This is a genomic window from Streptomyces sp. NPDC048353 (assembly GCF_055587165.1).
In genome coordinates, this window is sequence record NZ_JBVJGU010000004.1 from 583,186 (window position 1) to 602,507 (window position 19,322).

Genomic DNA, 19,322 nt, shown 5'->3' on the forward strand with positions numbered 1-19,322 from the left:
GGTGACCGTAGGCGAGAAATGTCGGCGAAAACAAGTCTCCGATGACGCGGTTAATTGCGGAATGCGCGCGCCTTGTGTGACGTGGCCCTCGATCGGGCGTCGGGCGGTGCCGAACTTCCTTGCGCGGTACGGGGTCGACGGGTGGGTGGGCACGGTTCCACGCATCGTCGTGATTCACGTCACTGAGTCAGTAATGTCGTTCTTTATCGCTTGTTCTCCGGAGTGTGCAAACAATAAGGTAATGCGGCCAATAAACCTGAATATCCCTTTTGGGGCGATAGTTCAGGGGGGTGGTGGACCTGGAAAGGGCTGTCTTGCGGCGCAAGGTAGTCACCACTACCATGCACCGCATGACAAAGGAGCTGCCGGGCGCCGGTGACCAGCGGCGCAGTCAGCTTCTGCGCGGGGTGCTCGACCTGTGCCTGCTCTCCCTGATCGGAGAACGGCCGCGCTACGGCTACGAGTTCGTCGAAGCGCTCACGGAGAGCGGCCTGGAGCTGGTGAGCGAGGGCAGCATCTATCCGCTGCTCGCCCGGATGGAGCGGGCCGGGCTCGTCGAGTCCTATCGCGCGCCGTCCTCCAGCGGCGGCGCGCCCCGCAAGTACTACCGGCTCACCGGCGCCGGCCGGGCCGAACTGGACAGTGGGCGGACCGTCTGGCGGGAGTTCTCCGCGCAGGCAGGCCGCATCCTGACCGCGACCACCGACCGGGCCCCGACCGAGGCCCGGGCCGAAGCCGCGGCCGGGACCGGCGAGCCGCCCGACACCGACGCACCCACGGGGGAGAAGACCACATGACAACCGAACGCGTACTCGCGATATGCCGCAGCAACTGGGAGTACCGGGGCATCGACGACGCGACCCTCCGCGACATGCTCGCCGAGCTGGCCGCGCACCTCCAGGACGCCGAGGCCGCCGGGCGCACGCCGCGTGACGTCGTCGGCGAGGACGTCACGGCGTTCGCCGCCTCCTGGGCCCGGGCGCGCAGGCCGCTCCACCGCCGCGCGGCGCGCCTCGCCGCCATGATCACCTTCATGGCGGGCCTCCTGCTGCTGCTCGCCCACCTGCGCCACTGGACGGCGGGCGTGGACGTCACCCCGGGCCGGACGGCCTTCTGGGGCGCCATCGCCGTGACGACCGTCGCGCTGGAGCTGCGCCGAGGCTCCCTGGGGCTGGGCAAGGGCTGGCTCGTCGCGCTCGTCGTCGGCCTGCCGGCGCTGGTGATCACCGACAGCCTCGCCGGCGTCGACCCGCTGTTCCGGATGCCCCTGTGGGCGAGCGTGCTGCTGGTCCTGCCGGGATGCGCGTACGCCGTCGCGGAGGCCCGGAACAAGAAGCGCGCGCCGCTCGCCCCGGCCCACACCTGACCCGCCCGAGCCCGGCGCCGTACCCGGATGCCCGAGCCCCGCGCCGAGCCCAAGCTAGCCCGTCACGCTCGGCGCGCCGGTCTCGATGTGGCCGGTGTAGCGGCGGGACCAGGTGCCGTCGATGTCCGCCAGGATGGTGAAGTCGTACCAACCCCCGTGATAGGCCACCGCGTTGAAGTGGTCCTCACGCGAGGAGTTCGCCGCGACCGTGTACGTCCACGGGCCGTCCGAGCGGTAGGCGTTCGACCGGATCGTGAACGTCACCGGGCCCGCCGAACTGTTGGTCAGCCTGAAGTAGACGGCGGTCTTCCCGGTGCCGGGCTCCGTCGCGAAGCGGGACGCGACCTCGACCGCCCGGCCCGCCTTGGACGCGTCGCCGATGAAGCGGCGCAGGAAGCGGTTCGGGCCCATCATCGAGATGTCGTACTTCCCCGACCCCGAGCCCGTCCCGATGTTGAAGTAGTCCGACGACGTCGAGCCCGGGTCCACGGTGTACTGCCAGGCCGCCGTGTCCCGGTGCTGGTGCGGGTGGATCGTGAAGTGCGCGGCCCGCCGGGCCTGCTCGCCCTGGTTCGTCATCGAGAACCAGGCCAGGATCTTGCCCCCCGTCCCGAACTCGAACCGGTCCAGGTTGCCGTTCACCTGGTACGGCAGGGCGCGCGCCGGACGCGTGCCCGGCTCCTGCGCGGGCAGCGCGTTGTCCTGCGGAACCGGGTTCGGCAGCGGACCGCACGTGGACTGCCCGATCACCTTGGCGGTCGAGGGCAGCCCCGACGGCACCCCGTACACCGGCCGGGCGAAGTCGAAGACCCCCGTGAGGTCACCGGTCACCTTGCGGCGCCAGGCGCTGATGTTCGGACAGGCGGCCGGCTTGCCGATGGCCGCCGTCCACGTCTCCATGAAGCGCAGGACGGAGGTGTGGTCGAAGACCTCCGAGCTGACCCAGCCGCCCCGCGTCCACGGGGACATGACGACCATCGGGACCCGGAAGCCGAGGCCGATCGGCACGCCGTCGAGGTACTCGCCCGGCGTCCCCGGCGGGGCGACCGGCGGCGGCACGTGGTCGAAGAAGCCGTCGTTCTCGTCGTAGTTGAGGAAGAGGACCGTCCCGTCGAAGACCTCCGGGTCGGCGGCCAGGGCGCGGTACACCAGGTCCACGAAGTGCGCGCCGTCGCCGGGCGGGGCGTACGGGTGCTCCGAGAACGCCTCGCTCGCGACGACCCAGGACACCTGGGGGAGCGTGCCGGCGACGACATCCGCACGGATGGCGGCGGCGATGTCGTCCGGCGTCGAACCGGTGACCTTGGGCACGGACCCCATGCCCCGGTCGTACAGCGGGTCGCCGGGCCGGGCGTCGGTGAACCTCTTGAAGTAGGCCAGGCCGTTGTCGCCGTAGTTGTCCTGCGCGTTCTGGTAGACCTTCCACGTCACCCCGGCGCGCTGCAGGGCCTCGGCGTACGTCTCCCAGGTGAGCCCCGACTCCTCCCCGCCGTCCTTGCTGGAGGCGTCGATCCGCCCGCTCCACAGGAAGGTGCGGTTGGGGCCGGTGGCGCTCAGCGCCGAGCAGAAGTACGCGTCGCAGACGGTGTAGTGGTCGGCGAGGGCGTAGTGGAAGGGGATGTCGCTCCGGTCGAGGTACCCCAGCGTGCGGGTGTTGCCGACCCCCAGCACCCAGTTGTCCATCCGGCCCTTGTTCCAGGCCGCGTGCTGCGAGGTCCAGCTGTGGGGCAGGTCGCCGTTGCACTGGGCCAGCGTCTCGCCGTCGACGCCCCCGGCGGGCGGCGTGGCGCTGAGCTTCCACGGATACTGCCGGGCGCCCCAGTTGGGCTGGTTGAACGTGCCCCAGCCGCCGGGCAGATTGCCCGCGGCCCGGTCGGCGAAGCCGCGGACACCGCGCAATCGTCCGAAGTAGTGGTCGAAGCTGCGGTTCTCCTGCATGAGGACGACGACGTGCTTCACGTCCGTGATGGTGCCGGTGGCGCCCGCGGCCAGGGCCGTCGACGCCGAGGCCCCCGGCGCCCCCGCGCCGGCCACCAGGCCCGCGCCGAGCCCCGCTCCGATCCCGACGAATCCCCTGCGGCTGATGGGAGTCATGCCCCGCCTCTCGGTCCCCGGGTGCCCCAGCGGCACACCGGGGAAAGAATGGGGGAGGGCCGCCCAAAGGTATACGACCGTGCGGTAAGTCTTTGGTGAACATACGAGTCGGCCGCTGCGGTGCGGCTCACTCCGCCACCCGGATTGGTCTGCCGGACGACCAATGCCCCGGTGCCTGCGGGCGGGCCGGGCGAGGCGGGGGTGTCGCCGACGTGCGGGATATCGGATTGCCCGGCCCCGGCGCCCATGGGAGCCTGTGCTGCCCGTCGGACCGTCCGGCGGCGAACCGAAGGGGACCGCCTGTGGGTGCCTCAGTGGCCCGTACGACCGTCGCGACGAAGACCGGCGAGGTCGGCGGAACGCTCACCGACGGGTTGCGCGTCACGCTCGGAATCCCCTACGCCGCCCTGCCGTTCGGGGCCGCCCGCTTCCGGGAGCCGCAGCCCGCCGCACCCTGGGACGGGGTACGGGACGGCACCCGCTTCGGGCCGGTCGCCCCGCAGTCCGCGGAGCTGCCCGGCGCCCCCGCCTGGCGCCCCGGTGACGAGGACGTCCTCACCCTCAACGTCTGGGCACCGGCCGACGCCCCCGGACCGCTCCCCGTCCTGTTCTTCCTCCACGGCGGCGCCTACACCTTCGGCTCCTCCGCCCAGCCCGACCACGACGGGGCCGCACTCGCCCGCGCCGGCCTGGTCGTGGTGAGCTGCAACTACCGCGTCGGCTTCGAGGGGTTCGGGCACGTCCCCGGCTTCCCGGACAACCGCGGCCTGCTCGACCAGATCGCCGCACTGGAGTGGGTGCGCGAGCACATCACCGCCTTCGGCGGCGACCCGGCCCGGGTCACCCTCGCCGGGCAGTCCGCCGGTGCCGGAGCGGTCGTCTGCCTGATGACCAGCCGACGCGCCGCCGGCCTCTTCCGCCGCGCCATCGTCCACAGCGTCCCCGACGCCACGTTCTCCCCCGACCTCGCCGCCGGACTCGCCCGCCTGGTCGCCGAGGCCGCCGGCGTCCCACCCACCGCCGAGGGCCTGCTCTCCGCGTCCCCGCAGACGCTCGTCGAGGCATCGGACCGCGTCGTCGCACGGTACGCCGCCGACCCCGACTCAGGCCCGCTCCACTACGACACGGTCATCTACGGCCCCGTCCTCGACGGCGCGCTCCTCACCGCCGACCCGCTCGACGCCCTCGCCGCCGGCGCCGGCCGCGGCGTCGACCTCCTGGCCTGCCACACCACCGAGGAGTACCGGCTGATGCACCAGGTCGGCACCATGCCCCCCGCCACGACCGAGGAGGACCTCGCGCGCTTCGCCGCCCACTGGGAACTCCCCGCCGACCTCGTCGACCGCTACCGCACCCTGATGCCGGGAGCGCCCGTGCTCGACGTGTACCTCGCGCTCGCCGGGGACGGGTTCTTCGCCGCCCACACCGCCCGCCTCGCCGGGGCGCACGCCCGGGCCGGCGGCCGCACCCACCTCTCCCGCTTCGACCGCCGCCGCACCCGCCCGGACGGCACGCCGGTCCGCGCCTGGCACGCCGCCGACACCCCCTTCGCCCTCGGCACGCTGGACGCACCCGGCGTCGACTTCCTCACCGGCGGCCCCGCCGACGCGGACGACCACGCCCTCTCCCGGCGCATGATCCGCGCCTGGGCCGCCTTCGCCACCGGCGGGGACCCGGGCTGGGAGCCGCTCGACGGCGCGACCGGGGCCCCGGTCCACGTCTGGGCCGTCCCGGCCGACCGGCAGGAGGGCCCGGCACCCGCGCACGCCCTCTGGCACGACGTACGCGCGGTCCTGCGCCTCTGACCCGGCGCCCGGCCGCGCCCGCCGCCCCTCACGGAGCGCCCGCCGAGGGCGGACCGGAGGAGCGCCCACGGCCCGCCGCGCGTTCGGCCCCCTTCACCGGGCCGGGGCCGGGACGCGCGATAATCGCGACGCGCGTACCGACGACGGGGAACCGGCGTCGGCCCCGCGCGCCGTGACCCAGCCGCGCACCACCCGGGAGGACGGGCCGACCCCGCCCGCCCCAGGAGAGGAAGACCTGATGGACGCCCAGCACTTCGAGCGCGTCACCGCGTTCATCGAGGCGCGGCTGCGCCCGCTCTTCGACGCCGAGACCGGCAGCGAGCACGGCTTCGGAATGGACGACACCTCCCGCGCCCTGCGCGCACTCCTCAACACCGTGAAGGCCGCGGCGGCGGTCAAGGGCCTCGCCGCACAGTGTGCCACCGCCGACCGCGCCACCCGCGACATCATCGACCAGGCCCTGGAGCACAACTGGGACGTGCTGCGCGGCGTCGCCCGCCACTGGGAGGACCACCCCGACTTCCTCCGGGAGTTCAAGCGGCACTCGTGGGATCTGGACACCTCCGCCGCCGGCGTCGGCACCGACGCGTGACCGACATCCGACCCGACACCCCCGCGGACCCGTCCCCGCAGACGGACCCGCAGACGGACCCGCAGACGGACCCGGCTCCGGAGACGGCCACTGACACGGCCACTGACACGGCCACCGACGTGGGCACCGACGCCGACCCCTACCGGTGGCTCGAAGAGACCGAGGGGGCTGCGGCGCTCGCCTGGGTCCGGGAACGCAACGCCGAGACGGTCGCGGAGCTGACCGAGGACCCCGGCTTCGCCGCCATGGCGGCCGAGCTGCGCGAGATCCTCGACGCCCCCGACCGGATCCCGTACACCACCCGCCGCGGCCCGTACCTCTACGACTTCCGGCAGAGCGCCGACCACGTCCGCGGCGTATGGCGCCGCACCACCCTGGAGCAGTACCGCAAGGACGAACCGGAGTGGGACACCCTCCTCGACCTCGACGCGCTGGCCGCCGCCGAGGGCGAGGACTGGACCTGGGGCGGCGCCCGGACCCTCGCGCCCGAGCACCGCCACGCGCTGCTGAGCCTCTCGCGCGGCGGCGGCGACGCCGTCGCCGTCCGGGAATTCGACCTGCTCACCCGCCGCTTCGTGGACGACGGCTTCCGGCTCCCCGAGGCCAAGACCGACATCGCCTGGATCGACCACGACCACGTCTTCCTCGGCACCGACCTCGGGCCCGGCACGATGACCGCCTCCGGCTACCCGCGCACGGTACGCCGCTGGCGGCGCGGCACCCCACCCGCCGAGGCCGAACTCCTCTACGAAGCGGCCGGAACGGACCTGTCCGTCTCCGCCTGGCACGACCCGACACCGGGCTTCGAGCGCGACTTCGTGGCCCGCCACATCGACTTCTGGAACCAGGAGACCTATCTGCTGGGCGAAGGGGACACCCTCCGGAAGATCGAGGTGCCCGACGACGCCGAGCGGTCCGTCCACCGCCGCTGGCTGCTGGTCACCCCCACGTCGCCGTGGCTCGGACACCCGGCGGGCACGCTCCTCGCCTTCGACGTCGACGCCTTCATGGCGGGCGCACGCGAACCGACCGTGCTGTACGCCCCCGACGCGGACACCGCCCTGATCGGCCACGCCTGGACGCGCCACCACCTGGTCCTCGAGACCCTGCACCACGTCGAGGGCCGCGTCCACGTCCTCACGCCCGGCGCCGACGGCTGGGCGCGCCGGCCGATGGCCGACGTGCCGCCGATGGCGTCCGCCACCCTCACCGACACGGACCCCGACACCGGCGACGAGTACTTCCTCGCGATCACCGGCTACCTCCGGCCCACCACCCTGCACCGCGGCGAGATCGGCGGAGCGAGCGAGACGATCAAGCGGTCGCCCGAGCGGTTCGACGCCTCCGGGCTGTCCGTCCGCCGCCACTTCGCGACCTCCGCCGACGGCACCCGCGTGCCGTACACCGTCGTCGGCCCGGAACGGACGGGCCCCGGGCCCGTCCTCCTCACCGGCTACGGCGGCTTCCAGGTCGCCCTGACGCCGCACTACGACGCCGTCCGCGGCCGGGCCTGGCTGGCGCGCGGCGGCAGCTACGTGGTGGCGGGCATCCGCGGGGGAGGGGAGTACGGCCCCGACTGGCACCGGGCCGCGCTCAAGGCCGACCGGCACCGCGCCTTCGAGGACTTCGCCGCCGTCGCCCACGACCTCCACGCCCGGGGCATCACCACCCCGCAGCAGCTCGGCATCACCGGCGGCAGCAACGGCGGTCTGCTGATGGGCGCCATGCTCGTCGGATACCCCGAGCTGTTCGGCGCGATCGTCGCCCATGTACCGCTGCTCGACATGCTCCGCTTCCACCGGCTGCTCGCCGGGGCCAGCTGGACCGCCGAGTACGGCGACCCCGACGATCCCGCCGACCGCCCGCACCTGGCCGGGATCTCGCCGTACCACCGGCTGCGCGCCGACCGCCCCTATCCGCCCGTGCTGCTCACCACCTCGACCCGGGACGACCGCGTCCATCCGGCCCACGCCCGCAAGACCGCGGCCCGGCTGCGCGCGCTCGGGTACCGCGTGCTCCTCCACGAGACGCTGTCAGGGGGCCACGCGGGCGCGACCGACCACGAGCAGACGGCCTTCAACGACGCCCTGGAGCACACCTTCCTCTGGCGGACCCTCCGGCCCGCCTGACCTTCCGGGCTCCGGACGGGCGTCGGGCGGCGGATCAGCCGCCCGCGCGCAGGGAGGCGGTGTGGGCCCGGACCTGGTCCGGGGTGAGATAGGCGTCGGTGTACTCGAAGTCCCGCAGCGTCCCGGCCTTGGACGCCAGGAAACCGGTGCGCACGAAGTCGTCGCCGGCGATGGCGTTGAGCAGCCAGTTCGTCATGACCCGGGTCTTGGCGACGTTGGTGCGCAGCGCCGACCAGTGGTACGCCCGGGCCACCGCCTGGGCCGGCATGCCGTGCAGTTCGATGCCGAGCGGCTTGGAGACCCCGTCCCGGCCGCCCAGGTCCACCACCAGCCCCAGATCCTTGTGGACGTACGGGTAGGTCTGTTGGCCGCGCAGGGCGGCGACGAGGTTGTCGGCGACCTTCCGGCCCTGCCGCAGCGCGTGCTGCGCGGTGGGCGGGCAGACGGCGTCGTCGCCCTTGGCCAGGTCCGGCACGGCGGCGGCGTCGCCGAGGGCGTGGATCCCGTCGAACCCGGGCACCGTCATGTCCGCGCCGACCACGAGGCGGCCCTTGTGGGTCTCCGCGTCCAGCGTGCCGATGAGCGGGCTCGCGGCGACGCCGGCCGTCCAGATCAGCGTGCGGCAGGGCAGCACGCGGCCGTCGGTGAGCGTGACGTCGTTCTCGTCGACGGAGGCGACCGACACCCCGAGGGAGACCTCGATCCCGCGCCGCCGCAGGATGTCCAGGGCGGCGTTGCCGAGCTTGTCGCCCAGCTCGGGCATGAGCTTCGGCGCGATGTCGACCAGATGCCACTTGATCAGCTTCGGGTCGAGCCGCGGATAGCGCTTGACGGCCGTGTGGGTGAGGCGCTGCAGGCAGGCGACCGTCTCCGTCCCGGCGTACCCGCCGCCGACCACCACGAACTGCAGGCGAGCCGCCCGCTCCGCCTCGTCCTGGCCCGCGTCGGCCAGGTCGAGCTGGGCGATCACGTGGTCACGGATGAAGACCGCCTCGGCGAGGGTCTTCATCCCCCGGGCGTGCTCGCGGAGACCGGGGATGTCGAAGGTCCGGGTGATGCTGCCGGGCGCCAGGACGAGATGGTCGTACGGCTCGTTCACGGTCTCACCGGTGATCGTGCGGACCACGCAGACCTTGGCCTTGGTGTCGATACCGATCGCGCCACCGGGGATGATCCGGGTCCGGTGCCGCTCGCTGCGGCGCAGCGACACGGCGACGGACTGCGGCGTCAGGACGCCCGCCGCCACCTGCGGCAGCAGGGGGAGGTAGAGCTGGTACGAGAAGGGGGTCAGCAGCGAGATCTCGGCCTCCCGGCCGGCCAGTCGCCGTTCAAGCCGCCGTACACAGGCGACTCCGGCGAAGCCGGCGCCCACGACGAGGATCCTCGGTCGGGTCACGGTGTCCGTCCTTCGGGATGGGGAGTCCTTGGATCTCCAGTAACCGCATCGGGGAAACGGAAACCCGTGCTGCCCGCCGATGGAGTGACGGCCGGGCGCACGCGTTTGCGCCGGTACGGCTCGGTTTCGACCCTGGCCGGAACCCGCGCTTCGGGATGCCGGTCCTGACGGACTTCTGTACCGGTCGTACGGCCGGTCCCTAGCATGGTCGACCTCGGTTTCCCTGCGAGTGAAGACACGGGTGAGGACTGGATGCGAGGCAAGTCGTGGCGCCCGGACGCCATCGACACCAACGTGCCGAGTGTGGCGCGTATGTACGACTATTTCCTGGGAGGCGACGACAACTACCAGTCGGACCGCGACGCCTGCGAGCAGTTGTTGGAGCAGGTCCCCAGCACCAAGGTCCTCGCCGTGAACAACCGGCGCTTCCTCCGCCGGGTCGTGCGGCTGCTGTCGACCGAGTACGGGATCCGGCAGTTCGTCGACCACGGGTCCGGGCTGCCGACCCAGGACAACGTCCACCAGGTCGCCCAGGCCGTCGACCCGTCCGCACGGGTGGTGTACGTCGACAACGACCCGATCGTCCTCGCCCACGGGCGCGCCCTGCTGGAGGAGAACGACCGGACGGCCGTCATCCAGGCCGATATGCGGGACACCGACGGGATCTTCGGTCACGAGGAGACGCGGCGTCTGATCGACTTCGACCAGCCCGTCGCGGCTCTCTTCGTCTCGGTGCTCCACTGCATCCCGGACGAGGACGACCCGGCCGGTCTGATCCGCCGGGTCGCGGACCGGCTCGCGCCGGGCAGCTTCCTGGTGGTGTGCCAGCTGGTCAGCGACCGGCCGGACATCCGGAAGTTCGTCACGGACTTCATGGCGGAGGCCACCGGCGGGCACTGGGGCCGGGTCCGTGAGGAGAGCGAGGTCGCCGGGTTCCTCGACGGGCTCGACATCCTCCCGCCGGGACTGGTCGAGGTGTCGACCTGGCGGCCGGACAGCGATCTGGCACCGGTGCAGAGCACCGACGAATGGCTCGAATGGGGCGGCGTCGCCCGGCTGTGAGACGCGTCGGCGGGCGGCCCCGGCCGCCCGCCACTGCCCTCCCGCCCCGAGGGGCGGGCCTCGCCCCTCACAGGAGCTTGAGGCGCTCCTGGACCTTCTCCAGCGACTCCGTGGGCGTCAGCGCGCACGCGCCCAGCCGGTCGAGCATGTCGCGGTACTGCTCCACGTCGGCCGGCTTCTGGCTGAACGTACTGTCCGTCAGGTGCTCGATGTAGACGGCGTCCTTCAGGTCCCGCAGCGCGAACCGCAGATACGTCACGCCGGTGCCGACACCGATCGCCGCCGTCACGTCGAGCGGCGCGATCTGCAGCGTCACCCGGGACCGGCCCATCAGGTCGACCAGGTGTTCCAGCTGCCCGCGCATGACCTCGGGGCCGCCGACGGTCCGCAGCAGCACCGATTCGTCGATCACCGCCCAGAGCCGGGGGCCGCCGGGTCGGTCGAGCTGCCGCTGCCGCTCCTGGCGCAGCTCGATCCGGCGCTGGACCTCGTGGGGCAGGAGCCGGCCGGGCCCCGACCGCACCACGGCGCGGGTGTAGGCCGAGGTCTGGAGCAGGCCCGGGACGTAGAACGGTTCGTACGACCTGATGAGCGCCGCCGCCCCTTCGAGGGCGACCAGGGGGGCGAAGAAGTCCGACAACACATCGCTGAAGGACCGCCACCACTCGGCCTGCCGGGACTGCCGCACCAGCCGGAGGAACTCCTCCGTGCGCGCGCCGTCCGTCACGCCGTACAGCGTGAGCAGGGCCGTCGCGTCGGCCGGTTTGCACCCGTGCCGCCCCAGCTCGATACGGCTCGTCTTGGAGCGGGAGAAGCCCAGCCGCGCGTCCACGTCGGCCGGTTCGAGCCCCGCCGCGGCACGCAGTTCGCGCAGCTTGCCGCCGAGGATCAGCTTGAGTGCGGTGGGGTTGTTCTCGACCGTCCCGATGGAAGGGACGAACAGGGGCGAACTCGGTTCGGCTCCGGCCATCACGCGCTCCCGCATCTTCATGAGGGGACGAGATTAGCGGGGAGGGGCGATTCGTGGCCAGGGAGACGGATCGCAGCGGCGGTTTTCAGCCGATTGCGAAGTCGAAGTCCCCGTCGCGCGCACCGGCGATGAACGCCGCGATCTCGTCGCGCGTATAGACCAGCGCGGGGCCCTCGGGGTCCCGCGAGTTGCGCAGCGCGACCCCGCCGTCGGGGAGGGCGGCCACCTCCACACAGTTGCCCGTGGCGTTGCTGTGGCGGCTCTTGACCCAGCTGACCGGAGCCAGCGCGCTCGCCCTCATCCCGTTGAACGACTCCATGGCCACGGGCCCTCCTGTTCCGTACGGCATCCGTACATCCGTCCACGAGATCGCACGACTGCAATCCCAGATGCAATTGCACTTTCGGTGTGCCCTCGACAATACTCGTTCCTCATAGACCGCCGCAGCATCGAACTTCGGGGCTCGCAGGGAGACATGACAGGTGATCACTCACAGGTCGGCCTTAGCGCTCGATCCCGTGTCCGCCCCCGCACGAGGTGAAGCGGATCTTCCGCTGGGATTCGCCGCGTGCGGGCTCGACGGGCGCCCACAGAACGTGTCACGCGCCAGACGGTTCGTCCTGCTCACGCTGGAGGGCTGGGTCCTGCCCTCGCTGGCGGGGGATCTGGAGCTCGTCGTGACCGAGCTCGTCACGAACGCGGTACGGCACGCGCTCGGCTGTCCCGGGAGCGCCCCGCAGGAGAGCGAGTACCCCGTGTGGCTGGGGCTTTCGCTGCACTCCCGCCACCTGGTCGCCGCCGTCACCGACCCCAGCCCGGTGCCGCCCCGACCGCGTCCCGTGGAGGACCTGGGGACCGGCGGCCGGGGCATGCACCTCATCGAGGCGCTGAGCGACAGCTGGTCCTGGGAGCCCGCCGCGCCGCGCGGGAAGACGGTCTGGGCGGCCCTCACCCTGCCGACCGCCCGCAGCGCCTGACCGCCGCTCACCCCGCCCCCGGCACCGGAGAAAACCGGTGTCGCCGGCTCCCGCACGCTCCCTACACTCGCAGCACGCGCCGCCGACGTCCCGGCCCGCGCCCGAGACCAGTGAGGGGAGACCGACCGTGCGCTGCCGCACCGATGTCGTCGTCCCCCGGTCACGGTACGACGTGATCCTTGTGTCCTCGTCCACCCGGTGCCGGCCGCGCGGCCGCCACCGGAAGCCCGTGACGAACTCCTGACCCCGTCAGCGGCCCCGTCGGCATCGACCCGACGCGGCGTCACGCGGAAGAGCGACCCGACGCACACCCGCGCCCCCTGCCGGGGCGCCGTCGGCCCGCTTCAGGCCCCCTTCGTCCGGGAATCGCGCCGCCCTGTTCCGCATGACAGCGAAAGGCCTTGGGCCGTGCGTACCGACGTTCGACGCGAAACGACCACCGTCACCCCCACCACCGCTCTGCACCACGTCCGGAACCTGGGCATCCTCGCCCATGTCGACGCCGGCAAGACCACCGTCACCGAGCGGATGCTCTACCTCACCGGCGCCACCCACAAGCGGGGCGAGGTCCACGACGGCACGACCGTCACCGACTTCGACCCGCAGGAGCGCGACCGCGGCATCACCATCTTCGCCGCGGCGGTCAGCTGCGACTGGGACCACCACCGGATCAACCTCATCGACACCCCCGGGCACGTCGACTTCGCCGACGAGGTGGAACGCTCGCTGCGCGTGCTCGACGGCGCCGTCGCCGTCTTCGACGCCGTCGCGGGCGTCGAGCCGCAGAGCGAGTCGGTCTGGCGGCAGGCCGACCGCCACCGCGTCCCGCGCATCGCCTTCGTCAACAAGATGGACCGCGCGGGCGCCGACCTGGACACGGCGGTCGCCTCCATCCGGGACCGGCTGGGCACCGTACCGCTGGTCGTCCAGCTCCCGATCGGCGCGGAGGACGGTTTCACCGGCGTCGTGGACCTCCTGCGGATGCGCGCCCTCGTCTGGGCCGCGGGCGACGACACGTACACCGAGGGTCCCGTGCCCGAAGAGCTGAGGGAGGAGGCCCACGACCGTCGCCGCGCCCTGGAGGAGGCGGTCGCCGAACTCCATCCGGCCGCGCTGGAGGAGTTCTGCGCGGAGTCCGCCCTGGACGCGCGGACGCTGGCCACGGCGCTGCGCGACCTGACCCGCGGTGGCGAGGCCGTCGTCGTCCTGTGCGGTTCGGCCTACCGCAACCGCGGGATGGAGCCGCTTCTCGACGCCGTCGTCGCCTATCTGCCGTCGCCGCTGGACGTCCCGCCGGTCCGCGGGACGGCCGACGGCGCGGAGGCCGAGCGGCCCGCCGACCCGGCGGCGCCCTTCGCCGCCCTGGTGTTCAAGGTGCACTCCGCCGCCACCGGGCGCCTCACCTACCTGCGCGTCTACGCGGGAACCATCCGGAAGGGGGACGTCGTGCTCGACGTGGCCGCACGCCGCACCGAACGCGTGGGACGGATCCTGCGCGTCCAGGCGGACCGGAACACGGACGTGGACCGGGCCGGGGCCGGCGACATCGTCGCGGTCATCGGGCTCAAGGCGGCCCGCCCGGGCGCGACCCTGTGCGCGCCCGGTGCCCCGCTGCTCCTCGAACCGCCCGTGCCGGCGACGCCGGTGGTCTCCGTCGCGGTCGAGGCCCGCAGCAGCCTGGACACCGAGCGGCTGGCGTCCGCGCTGGCCCGGCTGGCCGAGGAGGACCCCTCCCTGACCGTCCGGACCGACCCGGAGACCGGGCAGACCGTGCTCTCGGGGATGGGTGAGCTGCACCTGGAGGTCGCGGTGGAGAAGATCCGCCGTGACCAGGGCGTCGACGTCGCCGTCGGGCGACCGCGGGTGGCCTACCGGGAGACGGTGGTCCGCGGGGTGTCGGGACATGTGTACCGGCACGTCAAGCAGGAGGGAGGCGCCGGACAGTTCGCCCATGTCGTCCTCGACGTGGGGACGCTGGAGACGGCGGACGAGGGCGCTCCGGGTGCTGTGCCTGCCGGTGGCGCGGGCGGCGCGAGTGGTGCTTCCGGTGCCGGTGGTGGCGGTCGTACGTCCGGTGTCGAGGAGTTCGCGTTCCGCTCGACCGTCACCGGCGGCCGGGTGCCGCAGGAGTACGTCCGCGCGGTCGAGGCCGGCTGCCGGGACGCTCTGGAGGAGGGGCCGCTCGGCGGTCATCCGGTGACCGGGGTGCGGGTCACGCTGACCGACGGGGCCACCCATCCCAAGGACTCCTCGGAGATGGCGTTCCGCACGGCGGCCCGGTTCGCGCTGCGCGAGGCCCTGCGGGCCAGCGCGATGACGCTCCTCGAACCGGTGGTCGAGGTCACCGTCACCGTGCCCGACAGCGCGGTCGGCGGAGTCCTCGGCGACCTCGCGGCCCGCCGCGGCCGCGTCTCGGGCTCCACCGCCCGGGCCGGTACCGCGGTGGTCACCGCCCTGGTGCCGCTCGCCGAACTCTTCGGCTACGCCTCCCGGCTGCGCGGCCGCACCCAGGGCAGGGGCACCTTCACCACCCGCCCCGCCGGTTACGCACCGGTCCCGGCCGGTCTGACGACCGACCGCTAGCCGGGCCCGGCGGCCGCCTCGGCCGAAGACCGGGTGGCAGGGACCGCCGGTCGCCCGGTCGCCCGGTCACGCGGCGCACGGGCCTGTCCCACCTCGGGGCGGGCCCGTGCGCCGTCTCCCGTCGGCCCGCCCTGGCCTAGGCAGGGGCGATCACGTACTCCGGGAACGGCGACCGATGCGCGGCGGCGAGTGGCTCGTGCGCCCCCTGCCCCGCGCTCAGGCGCAGGTGTCGACGCCCCGCCCGGCGTGGGCCGGTCCGGCCACCACGTCGATGCGCAGCGGGGCCCGGAAGGACAGCAGCCCGAGCATCGGCGGATCCGCCGGGGTCGGGGCGAGCCGGACGTCCGGCAGAAGGCGGCAGGCGGCGCGCAGGGCCACGGCCGCTTCCGTACGCGCCAGGGAGGCGCCGGGACAGCGGTGCCGGCCCGCGCCGAACGCCAGATGGTGGCGGACCTCCGGCCGGTCCGTGCGCATCAGCGCCGGCTCGTCGAAGACCTCGGGGTCGGACCCGCTCCCCATGAGCATCAGCAGCAGGGGCGCGCCGGCGGGGAGACGTACTCCACCCAGCTCCACCGGGCCCGACGTCACCCGGCGCCAGGAGGTGACCGGCGGTTCGTGGCGCAGTACCTCCTCCACCCAGGCCCGGGTCAGTGGCTCGTCGTGGGCCGGCCGGGGCCAGAGCCCCGGTTCCGCCAGCGCGCGCCGCAGCACCGTGGAGATCAGCTGCCCGGTGGTCGACTGCCCGGCCACGAAGACGAAGAAGCACGCGCCCACGGCGGTCTGGACGTCCAGCAACCGTCCGTCCGGCAGCCGGTGCCGCGTCAGGGCGCCCATCAGGCTGTCCTCCGCGACCGCGCCGCCGCTCACCGTCGCGGTGAGCCATTGGTGGAACTCGCCCACCAGCTCGGCCAGTTCGAGCTGCCGCTCGGGGGTCGGACGTCCCCAGAACAGCTCGAGGGAGGCGTCGCTCCAGCGGGTGAGGGTCGCCGCGTCGAGCGTGTCGACGCCCAGCAGCTCCATCATCACCCGGCAGGGAAGCACCTGGGCGAAGGAGGTGAAGAGGTCGCAGCCGCCCGTGGCGTCGAGGCGCTCCCGTGCTCCGGCGAGGAGGTCGTCGGCGATCCGCTCGATCACCGGCACCGCGGCCGCGACCCGGTGGGCGTTGAAGAACCGGGTGACCACCCGGCGCAGCCCGGAGTGGCTGTCGGTGCTGTTGTTGGCGAGGGCCGGCCGTACCCGGAACCCGGCCCGGGCGAGGACCCGCAGCGCCGGGACCCCGAGCGGCGTGACGGCGTGCTGCGCGTTGTCGGGGAGGAAGGCCTCCTGGTCGAGCAGCACCGTACGGATGTCGGCGTGGCGGCTGACCAGCCACAGCCCCGTCAGGGGGTCGAAGTGCACGGGCGACTCGCTGCGGAGCTGGTCCATCCGCGGATGGGGGTCGCGCACGAAGCCGTCCCCGAAGAGGTCGAGAAGGCCGTGTCCGTCGAGGGCCGGCGCCGCGGCGCCGGGGTCGTACGGGCAGCCGCCGCTCGCTCCCGTCTGCGGGGCGGGTGCGGTCACGGCCTGGAAGATCACGGCCGGACGCTAACACGAGCCCGCCGCGGGCTCCGCCGGTGTGTGCGGAGGATCACGCCCGCCCGCACGGCGGCTCGTGACGGCCGGATACCGGCCCGGACGGGCCCGGATGCCGGCCCGGACGGGCCCGGATGCCGGCCCGGACGGTGGGCCGTGGCGGCCCGGTCCCGAGCCCGTGGCCGTCCGTAACCGGCACAATGGCCCGAATGAAGCGCAGGACGTTCGAGGAACTGGTGGCGGAGGCCGACGCGGTCTCCGTGGACGGATGGGACTTCTCCTGGCTCGACGGGAGGGCCACCGAGCAGCGGCCGTCCTGGGGCTATCAGCGGCTGATGGGGGAGCGCCTGGCCCGCGCCGCGGCCGCGCTCGACATCCAGACCGGCGGCGGGGAGGTCCTCGCCGGCGTTCCCGTCCTGCCGAGGACGATGGTGGCGACGGAGTCCTGGCCTCCCAACGTCGCCAAGGCCACCGCCCTGCTGCATCCCCTCGGCGCCGTGGTCGTGGCCGATCCCGACGAGCCGCCGCTGCCCTTCGCCGACGGCGCCTTCGACCTGGTGGTCTCCCGCCACCCCGTCAGGGCGTGGTGGGGGGAGATCGCCCGCGTCCTCGCCCCCGGCGGCGTCTACTTCTCCCAGCACGTCGGCCCGGCGAGCGTCTTCGAGCTCGTCGAGTACTTCCTGGGTCCGCAGCCGGAGGAGGGGCGGCGTGCCCGGCACCCCGACGACGCCGTCGCCGAGGCGGAGGCCGCGGGTTTGGAGGTCGTCGAGGTGCGTTCGGAACGGCTGCGCACCGAGTTCCACGACATCGGCGCCGTCGTCTACTTCCTGCGCAAGGTGATCTGGATGGTCCCGGGTTTCACCGTCGAGGCGTACCGCGACCGGCTCCGCGAGCTGCACGACCGGATCGAATCCGAGGGCCCCTTCGTGGCCCATACGGCTCGCTTCCTCATCGAGGCCCGCAAGCCCGGATCGTAGAGCCGGACCCGGGCACGGACCCCTGGAGCGGGCGCCGGAGCCGGAGCCGGACCGTAGACCCGGAGCCGGCCCCTGGACCCCGGCCCAGGCACCGGGCCCCGTCGCCGGGGGATCAGCCCGGCAGCCGGCGGAGGCCGCCCTTGGCCGCCGCGACCAGTTCGGGCAGGGTGCCGAGCTTGACCCGAGGCCGGCCGTCCGCGCGGCCGCGGGCGCGTTCGGCGCGGTCGATCGCCGCCAGGCCCCGCGCGTCGACCACCTGGCGGGTACGGCTCCGGGCGAGGCGCTGGAACGATCTCGCGGTGCGCGTGGCCGAGGGGAGGGCGCCGGCCACCGCGTCGGCCAGGAGCGTACCGACCGTCTCTGCGGCGCAGCCGCGGTTGGCCCCGATGCCGCCCGAGGGGCCGCGCTTGATCCAGCCGACGACGTACGTCCCGGGAAGCCCGGCCACCCTGCCGCGCTCGTGCGGCACGGTTCCGGTCGCCTCGTCGAAGGGCAGACCCGCCACCGGAACCCCGCGATAGCCGACCGCCCGCAGCAGCATGCCCGCCGGAAGTGTCCGCTCCTCCTGGCCGCCTGTCACCCGCACGCTTTCGACGGCGCTTTCGCCGACCGCTTCCAGGGGTGCGGAGTGGAAGCGGAGGACGATGCGCCGCCCCGGGGCGGGCGCCCGGGACCAGTCCATCGCCTCGCGGGCCGCACCGCGCAGCAGGGCCGCCTTGTCGCCGTCCCGCGCGCCGTCGATCGCCGCGCCGGTGCGGGGATCGTGGTCGTCCACGACGAGGTCCACCCCCGGCAGATGCCCGAGCGCGAGCACTTCGGAGGCGGTGTACGCCGCGTGCTCCGGCCCGCGCCGCCCCAGCAGCACCACCTCGCGCACCCGGGAGGTGCGCAGGGCCGCGAGCGCGTGGTCGGCGATGTCGGTGCCGGCCAGCTCCGCCGGATCCATGACGAGGAGCCGGGCGACGTCGAGGGCGACGTTGCCGTTGCCGACCACGACGACCCGCTCGCCGGTGAGGCCGATCGCGTCCGGCGCCACCTCCGGGTGGGCGTTGTACCAGGAGACGAACGTGGTCGCCGAGACGCTGCCCGGCAGCTCCTCGCCCGGAATGCCGAGCCTGCGGTCGGCGGCCGCGCCGACGGCGTAGATCACCGCGTCGTGGTGGGCGGCCAGCTCCTGCGCGGTGACGTCCTTGCCGACCTCCACGCCGAGGTGCATCCGTACCCGGGGATGGGCGTGGAAGCGCGCGAAGGTGTTCCCCACCTGCTTGGTGTCGGGGTGGTCGGGCGCCACGCCGTACCGGACGAGCCCGCCGGCCACCGGCAGCCGGTCGACGAGCGTGACCTCGGCGTTGGTGTGCAGGAGGAGGTCCTCGGCGGCGTACATGCCGGCCGGCCCCGTGCCGACGACCGCGACCCGGATCGGCGCGAAGTCGGAGGGCAGACTGCGCTCGAACGACGGGCTGCCCCAGGAGTGGAAGACGGGCCCCTCCTCGACGGGCGCCGGCTCCTTGTCCGCGAAGTACGCGGCGTTGATGGCCGCGTACTCCTTCTGCGGTCCCGACAGGCTGTCCACCGGGAAGATCGCGTCGACCGGGCAGGCGTCGGCGCAGGCTCCGCAGTCGATGCACGCCCTCGGGTCGACGTGGAGCATCTCCGTACTGCCGAACTCCCGCTCCTGCGGGGTCGGATGGATGCAGTTGACGGGGCACACCGCGACACAGGTCGCGTCGCTGCAGCAGGTCTGGGTGATGGCGTAGGTCATCTCGTCATCCGTCGGCTCGGGTCGTCGTCGAGGGGGC

General features: G+C 73.4%; 15 protein-coding genes. 9 read left to right on the forward strand and 6 right to left on the reverse strand.

Features of this window, described 5'->3' with window-relative positions; translation table 11 throughout:
* Positions 1–350: 350 nt before the first annotated feature.
* Positions 351–797 carry a PadR family transcriptional regulator gene (locus tag ACZ6RC_RS17795; RefSeq protein ID WP_453616807.1) on the forward strand — a complete coding sequence of 149 codons (447 nt, stop codon included), beginning with the start codon at positions 351–353 and terminating at the stop codon, positions 795–797.
* Positions 794–1,366: a hypothetical protein gene (locus tag ACZ6RC_RS17800; protein ID WP_469583960.1), complete on the forward strand. Its 573-nt coding sequence runs from the start codon at positions 794–796 to the stop codon at positions 1,364–1,366. The genes ACZ6RC_RS17795 and ACZ6RC_RS17800 overlap by 4 nt, the downstream gene beginning before the upstream one ends.
* 54 nt (positions 1,367–1,420) lie before the next feature.
* Here ACZ6RC_RS17800 and ACZ6RC_RS17805 read toward each other — a convergent pair whose 3' ends face one another.
* Positions 1,421–3,460 (reverse strand): phosphocholine-specific phospholipase C, encoded by a 2,040-nt coding sequence (locus ACZ6RC_RS17805; protein WP_469583963.1) that lies wholly within the window; start codon positions 3,458–3,460, stop codon positions 1,421–1,423.
* A gap of 302 nt (positions 3,461–3,762) precedes the next feature.
* On the opposite strand from ACZ6RC_RS17805, the gene ACZ6RC_RS17810 reads away from it, so the two are divergent.
* The 3 genes from ACZ6RC_RS17810 (at position 3,763) to ACZ6RC_RS17820 (ending at position 7,986) form a co-directional block, all read left to right on the forward strand.
* Complete coding sequence (locus ACZ6RC_RS17810; protein ID WP_469583966.1) at positions 3,763–5,265, forward strand: carboxylesterase/lipase family protein; 1,503 nt, start codon at positions 3,763–3,765, stop codon at positions 5,263–5,265.
* 238 nt (positions 5,266–5,503) lie between these two features.
* Positions 5,504–5,857, forward strand: coding sequence for a hypothetical protein (locus ACZ6RC_RS17815; protein ID WP_469583969.1), 354 nt, complete (start codon positions 5,504–5,506; stop codon positions 5,855–5,857).
* Positions 5,858–5,976: 119 nt separating this feature from the next.
* The gene (locus ACZ6RC_RS17820; RefSeq protein ID WP_469584371.1) at positions 5,977–7,986 is read left to right on the forward strand and encodes a prolyl oligopeptidase family serine peptidase; all 2,010 of its coding nucleotides are present in this window, start codon (positions 5,977–5,979) and stop codon (positions 7,984–7,986) included.
* A 34-nt stretch (positions 7,987–8,020) separates the two neighbouring features.
* Here ACZ6RC_RS17820 and ACZ6RC_RS17825 read toward each other — a convergent pair whose 3' ends face one another.
* Positions 8,021–9,382 carry an NAD(P)/FAD-dependent oxidoreductase gene (locus ACZ6RC_RS17825; protein ID WP_469583972.1) on the reverse strand — a complete coding sequence of 454 codons (1,362 nt, stop codon included), beginning with the start codon at positions 9,380–9,382 and terminating at the stop codon, positions 8,021–8,023.
* Positions 9,383–9,634: 252 nt separating this feature from the next.
* Here ACZ6RC_RS17825 and ACZ6RC_RS17830 point away from each other — a divergent pair, with 252 nt between their 5' ends.
* Positions 9,635–10,444: an SAM-dependent methyltransferase gene (locus tag ACZ6RC_RS17830; protein WP_391137113.1), complete on the forward strand. Its 810-nt coding sequence runs from the start codon at positions 9,635–9,637 to the stop codon at positions 10,442–10,444.
* Positions 10,445–10,511: 67 nt separating this feature from the next.
* Here ACZ6RC_RS17830 and ACZ6RC_RS17835 read toward each other — a convergent pair whose 3' ends face one another.
* The gene (locus ACZ6RC_RS17835; protein WP_391138523.1) at positions 10,512–11,414 is read right to left on the reverse strand and encodes a helix-turn-helix domain-containing protein; all 903 of its coding nucleotides are present in this window, start codon (positions 11,412–11,414) and stop codon (positions 10,512–10,514) included.
* A gap of 85 nt (positions 11,415–11,499) precedes the next feature.
* Positions 11,500–11,733, reverse strand: a complete 234-nt coding sequence (locus ACZ6RC_RS17840; protein WP_391137110.1) for a DUF397 domain-containing protein — start codon at positions 11,731–11,733, stop codon at positions 11,500–11,502.
* Between the two features lie 277 nt (positions 11,734–12,010).
* Between ACZ6RC_RS17840 and ACZ6RC_RS17845 the strand changes: the two genes are divergently transcribed.
* Both ACZ6RC_RS17845 and ACZ6RC_RS17850 read left to right on the forward strand, forming a co-directional pair.
* The gene (locus ACZ6RC_RS17845) at positions 12,011–12,391 is read left to right on the forward strand and encodes an ATP-binding protein (RefSeq protein ID WP_453616796.1); all 381 of its coding nucleotides are present in this window, start codon (positions 12,011–12,013) and stop codon (positions 12,389–12,391) included.
* A gap of 408 nt (positions 12,392–12,799) precedes the next feature.
* Positions 12,800–14,974, forward strand: coding sequence for an elongation factor G (locus ACZ6RC_RS17850; protein WP_469583977.1), 2,175 nt, complete (start codon positions 12,800–12,802; stop codon positions 14,972–14,974).
* Positions 14,975–15,190: 216 nt separating this feature from the next.
* On the opposite strand, the gene ACZ6RC_RS17855 is transcribed toward ACZ6RC_RS17850, so the two are convergent.
* Positions 15,191–16,549 carry a cytochrome P450 gene (locus ACZ6RC_RS17855; RefSeq protein ID WP_469583980.1) on the reverse strand — a complete coding sequence of 453 codons (1,359 nt, stop codon included), beginning with the start codon at positions 16,547–16,549 and terminating at the stop codon, positions 15,191–15,193.
* A 206-nt stretch (positions 16,550–16,755) separates the two neighbouring features.
* On the opposite strand from ACZ6RC_RS17855, the gene ACZ6RC_RS17860 reads away from it, so the two are divergent.
* Complete coding sequence (locus tag ACZ6RC_RS17860) at positions 16,756–17,523, forward strand: class I SAM-dependent methyltransferase (RefSeq protein ID WP_469583985.1); 768 nt, start codon at positions 16,756–16,758, stop codon at positions 17,521–17,523.
* 112 nt (positions 17,524–17,635) lie between these two features.
* Here ACZ6RC_RS17860 and ACZ6RC_RS17865 read toward each other — a convergent pair whose 3' ends face one another.
* Entirely contained in the window at positions 17,636–19,285 is a 1,650-nt protein-coding gene (locus ACZ6RC_RS17865) for an FAD-dependent oxidoreductase (protein ID WP_469583988.1), read from the reverse strand.
* Positions 19,286–19,322 lie beyond the last annotated feature (37 nt).

Bases quoted from the DNA above. Each gene is read 5' to 3' on its own strand.
- ACZ6RC_RS17795 (WP_453616807.1), top strand. From the start codon at position 351: ATGACAAAGGAGCTGCCGGGCGCCGGTGACCAGCGGCGCAGTCAGCTT.
- ACZ6RC_RS17800 (WP_469583960.1), top strand. From the start codon at position 794: ATGACAACCGAACGCGTACTCGCGATATGCCGCAGCAACTGGGAGTAC.
- ACZ6RC_RS17805 (WP_469583963.1), bottom strand. From the start codon at position 3,460: ATGACTCCCATCAGCCGCAGGGGATTCGTCGGGATCGGAGCGGGGCTC.
- ACZ6RC_RS17815 (WP_469583969.1), top strand. From the start codon at position 5,504: ATGGACGCCCAGCACTTCGAGCGCGTCACCGCGTTCATCGAGGCGCGG.
- ACZ6RC_RS17830 (WP_391137113.1), top strand. From the start codon at position 9,635: ATGCGAGGCAAGTCGTGGCGCCCGGACGCCATCGACACCAACGTGCCG.
- ACZ6RC_RS17835 (WP_391138523.1), bottom strand. From the start codon at position 11,414: ATGGCCGGAGCCGAACCGAGTTCGCCCCTGTTCGTCCCTTCCATCGGG.
- ACZ6RC_RS17840 (WP_391137110.1), bottom strand. From the start codon at position 11,733: ATGGAGTCGTTCAACGGGATGAGGGCGAGCGCGCTGGCTCCGGTCAGC.
- ACZ6RC_RS17860 (WP_469583985.1), top strand. From the start codon at position 16,756: ATGAAGCGCAGGACGTTCGAGGAACTGGTGGCGGAGGCCGACGCGGTC.
- ACZ6RC_RS17865 (WP_469583988.1), bottom strand. From the start codon at position 19,285: ATGACCTACGCCATCACCCAGACCTGCTGCAGCGACGCGACCTGTGTC.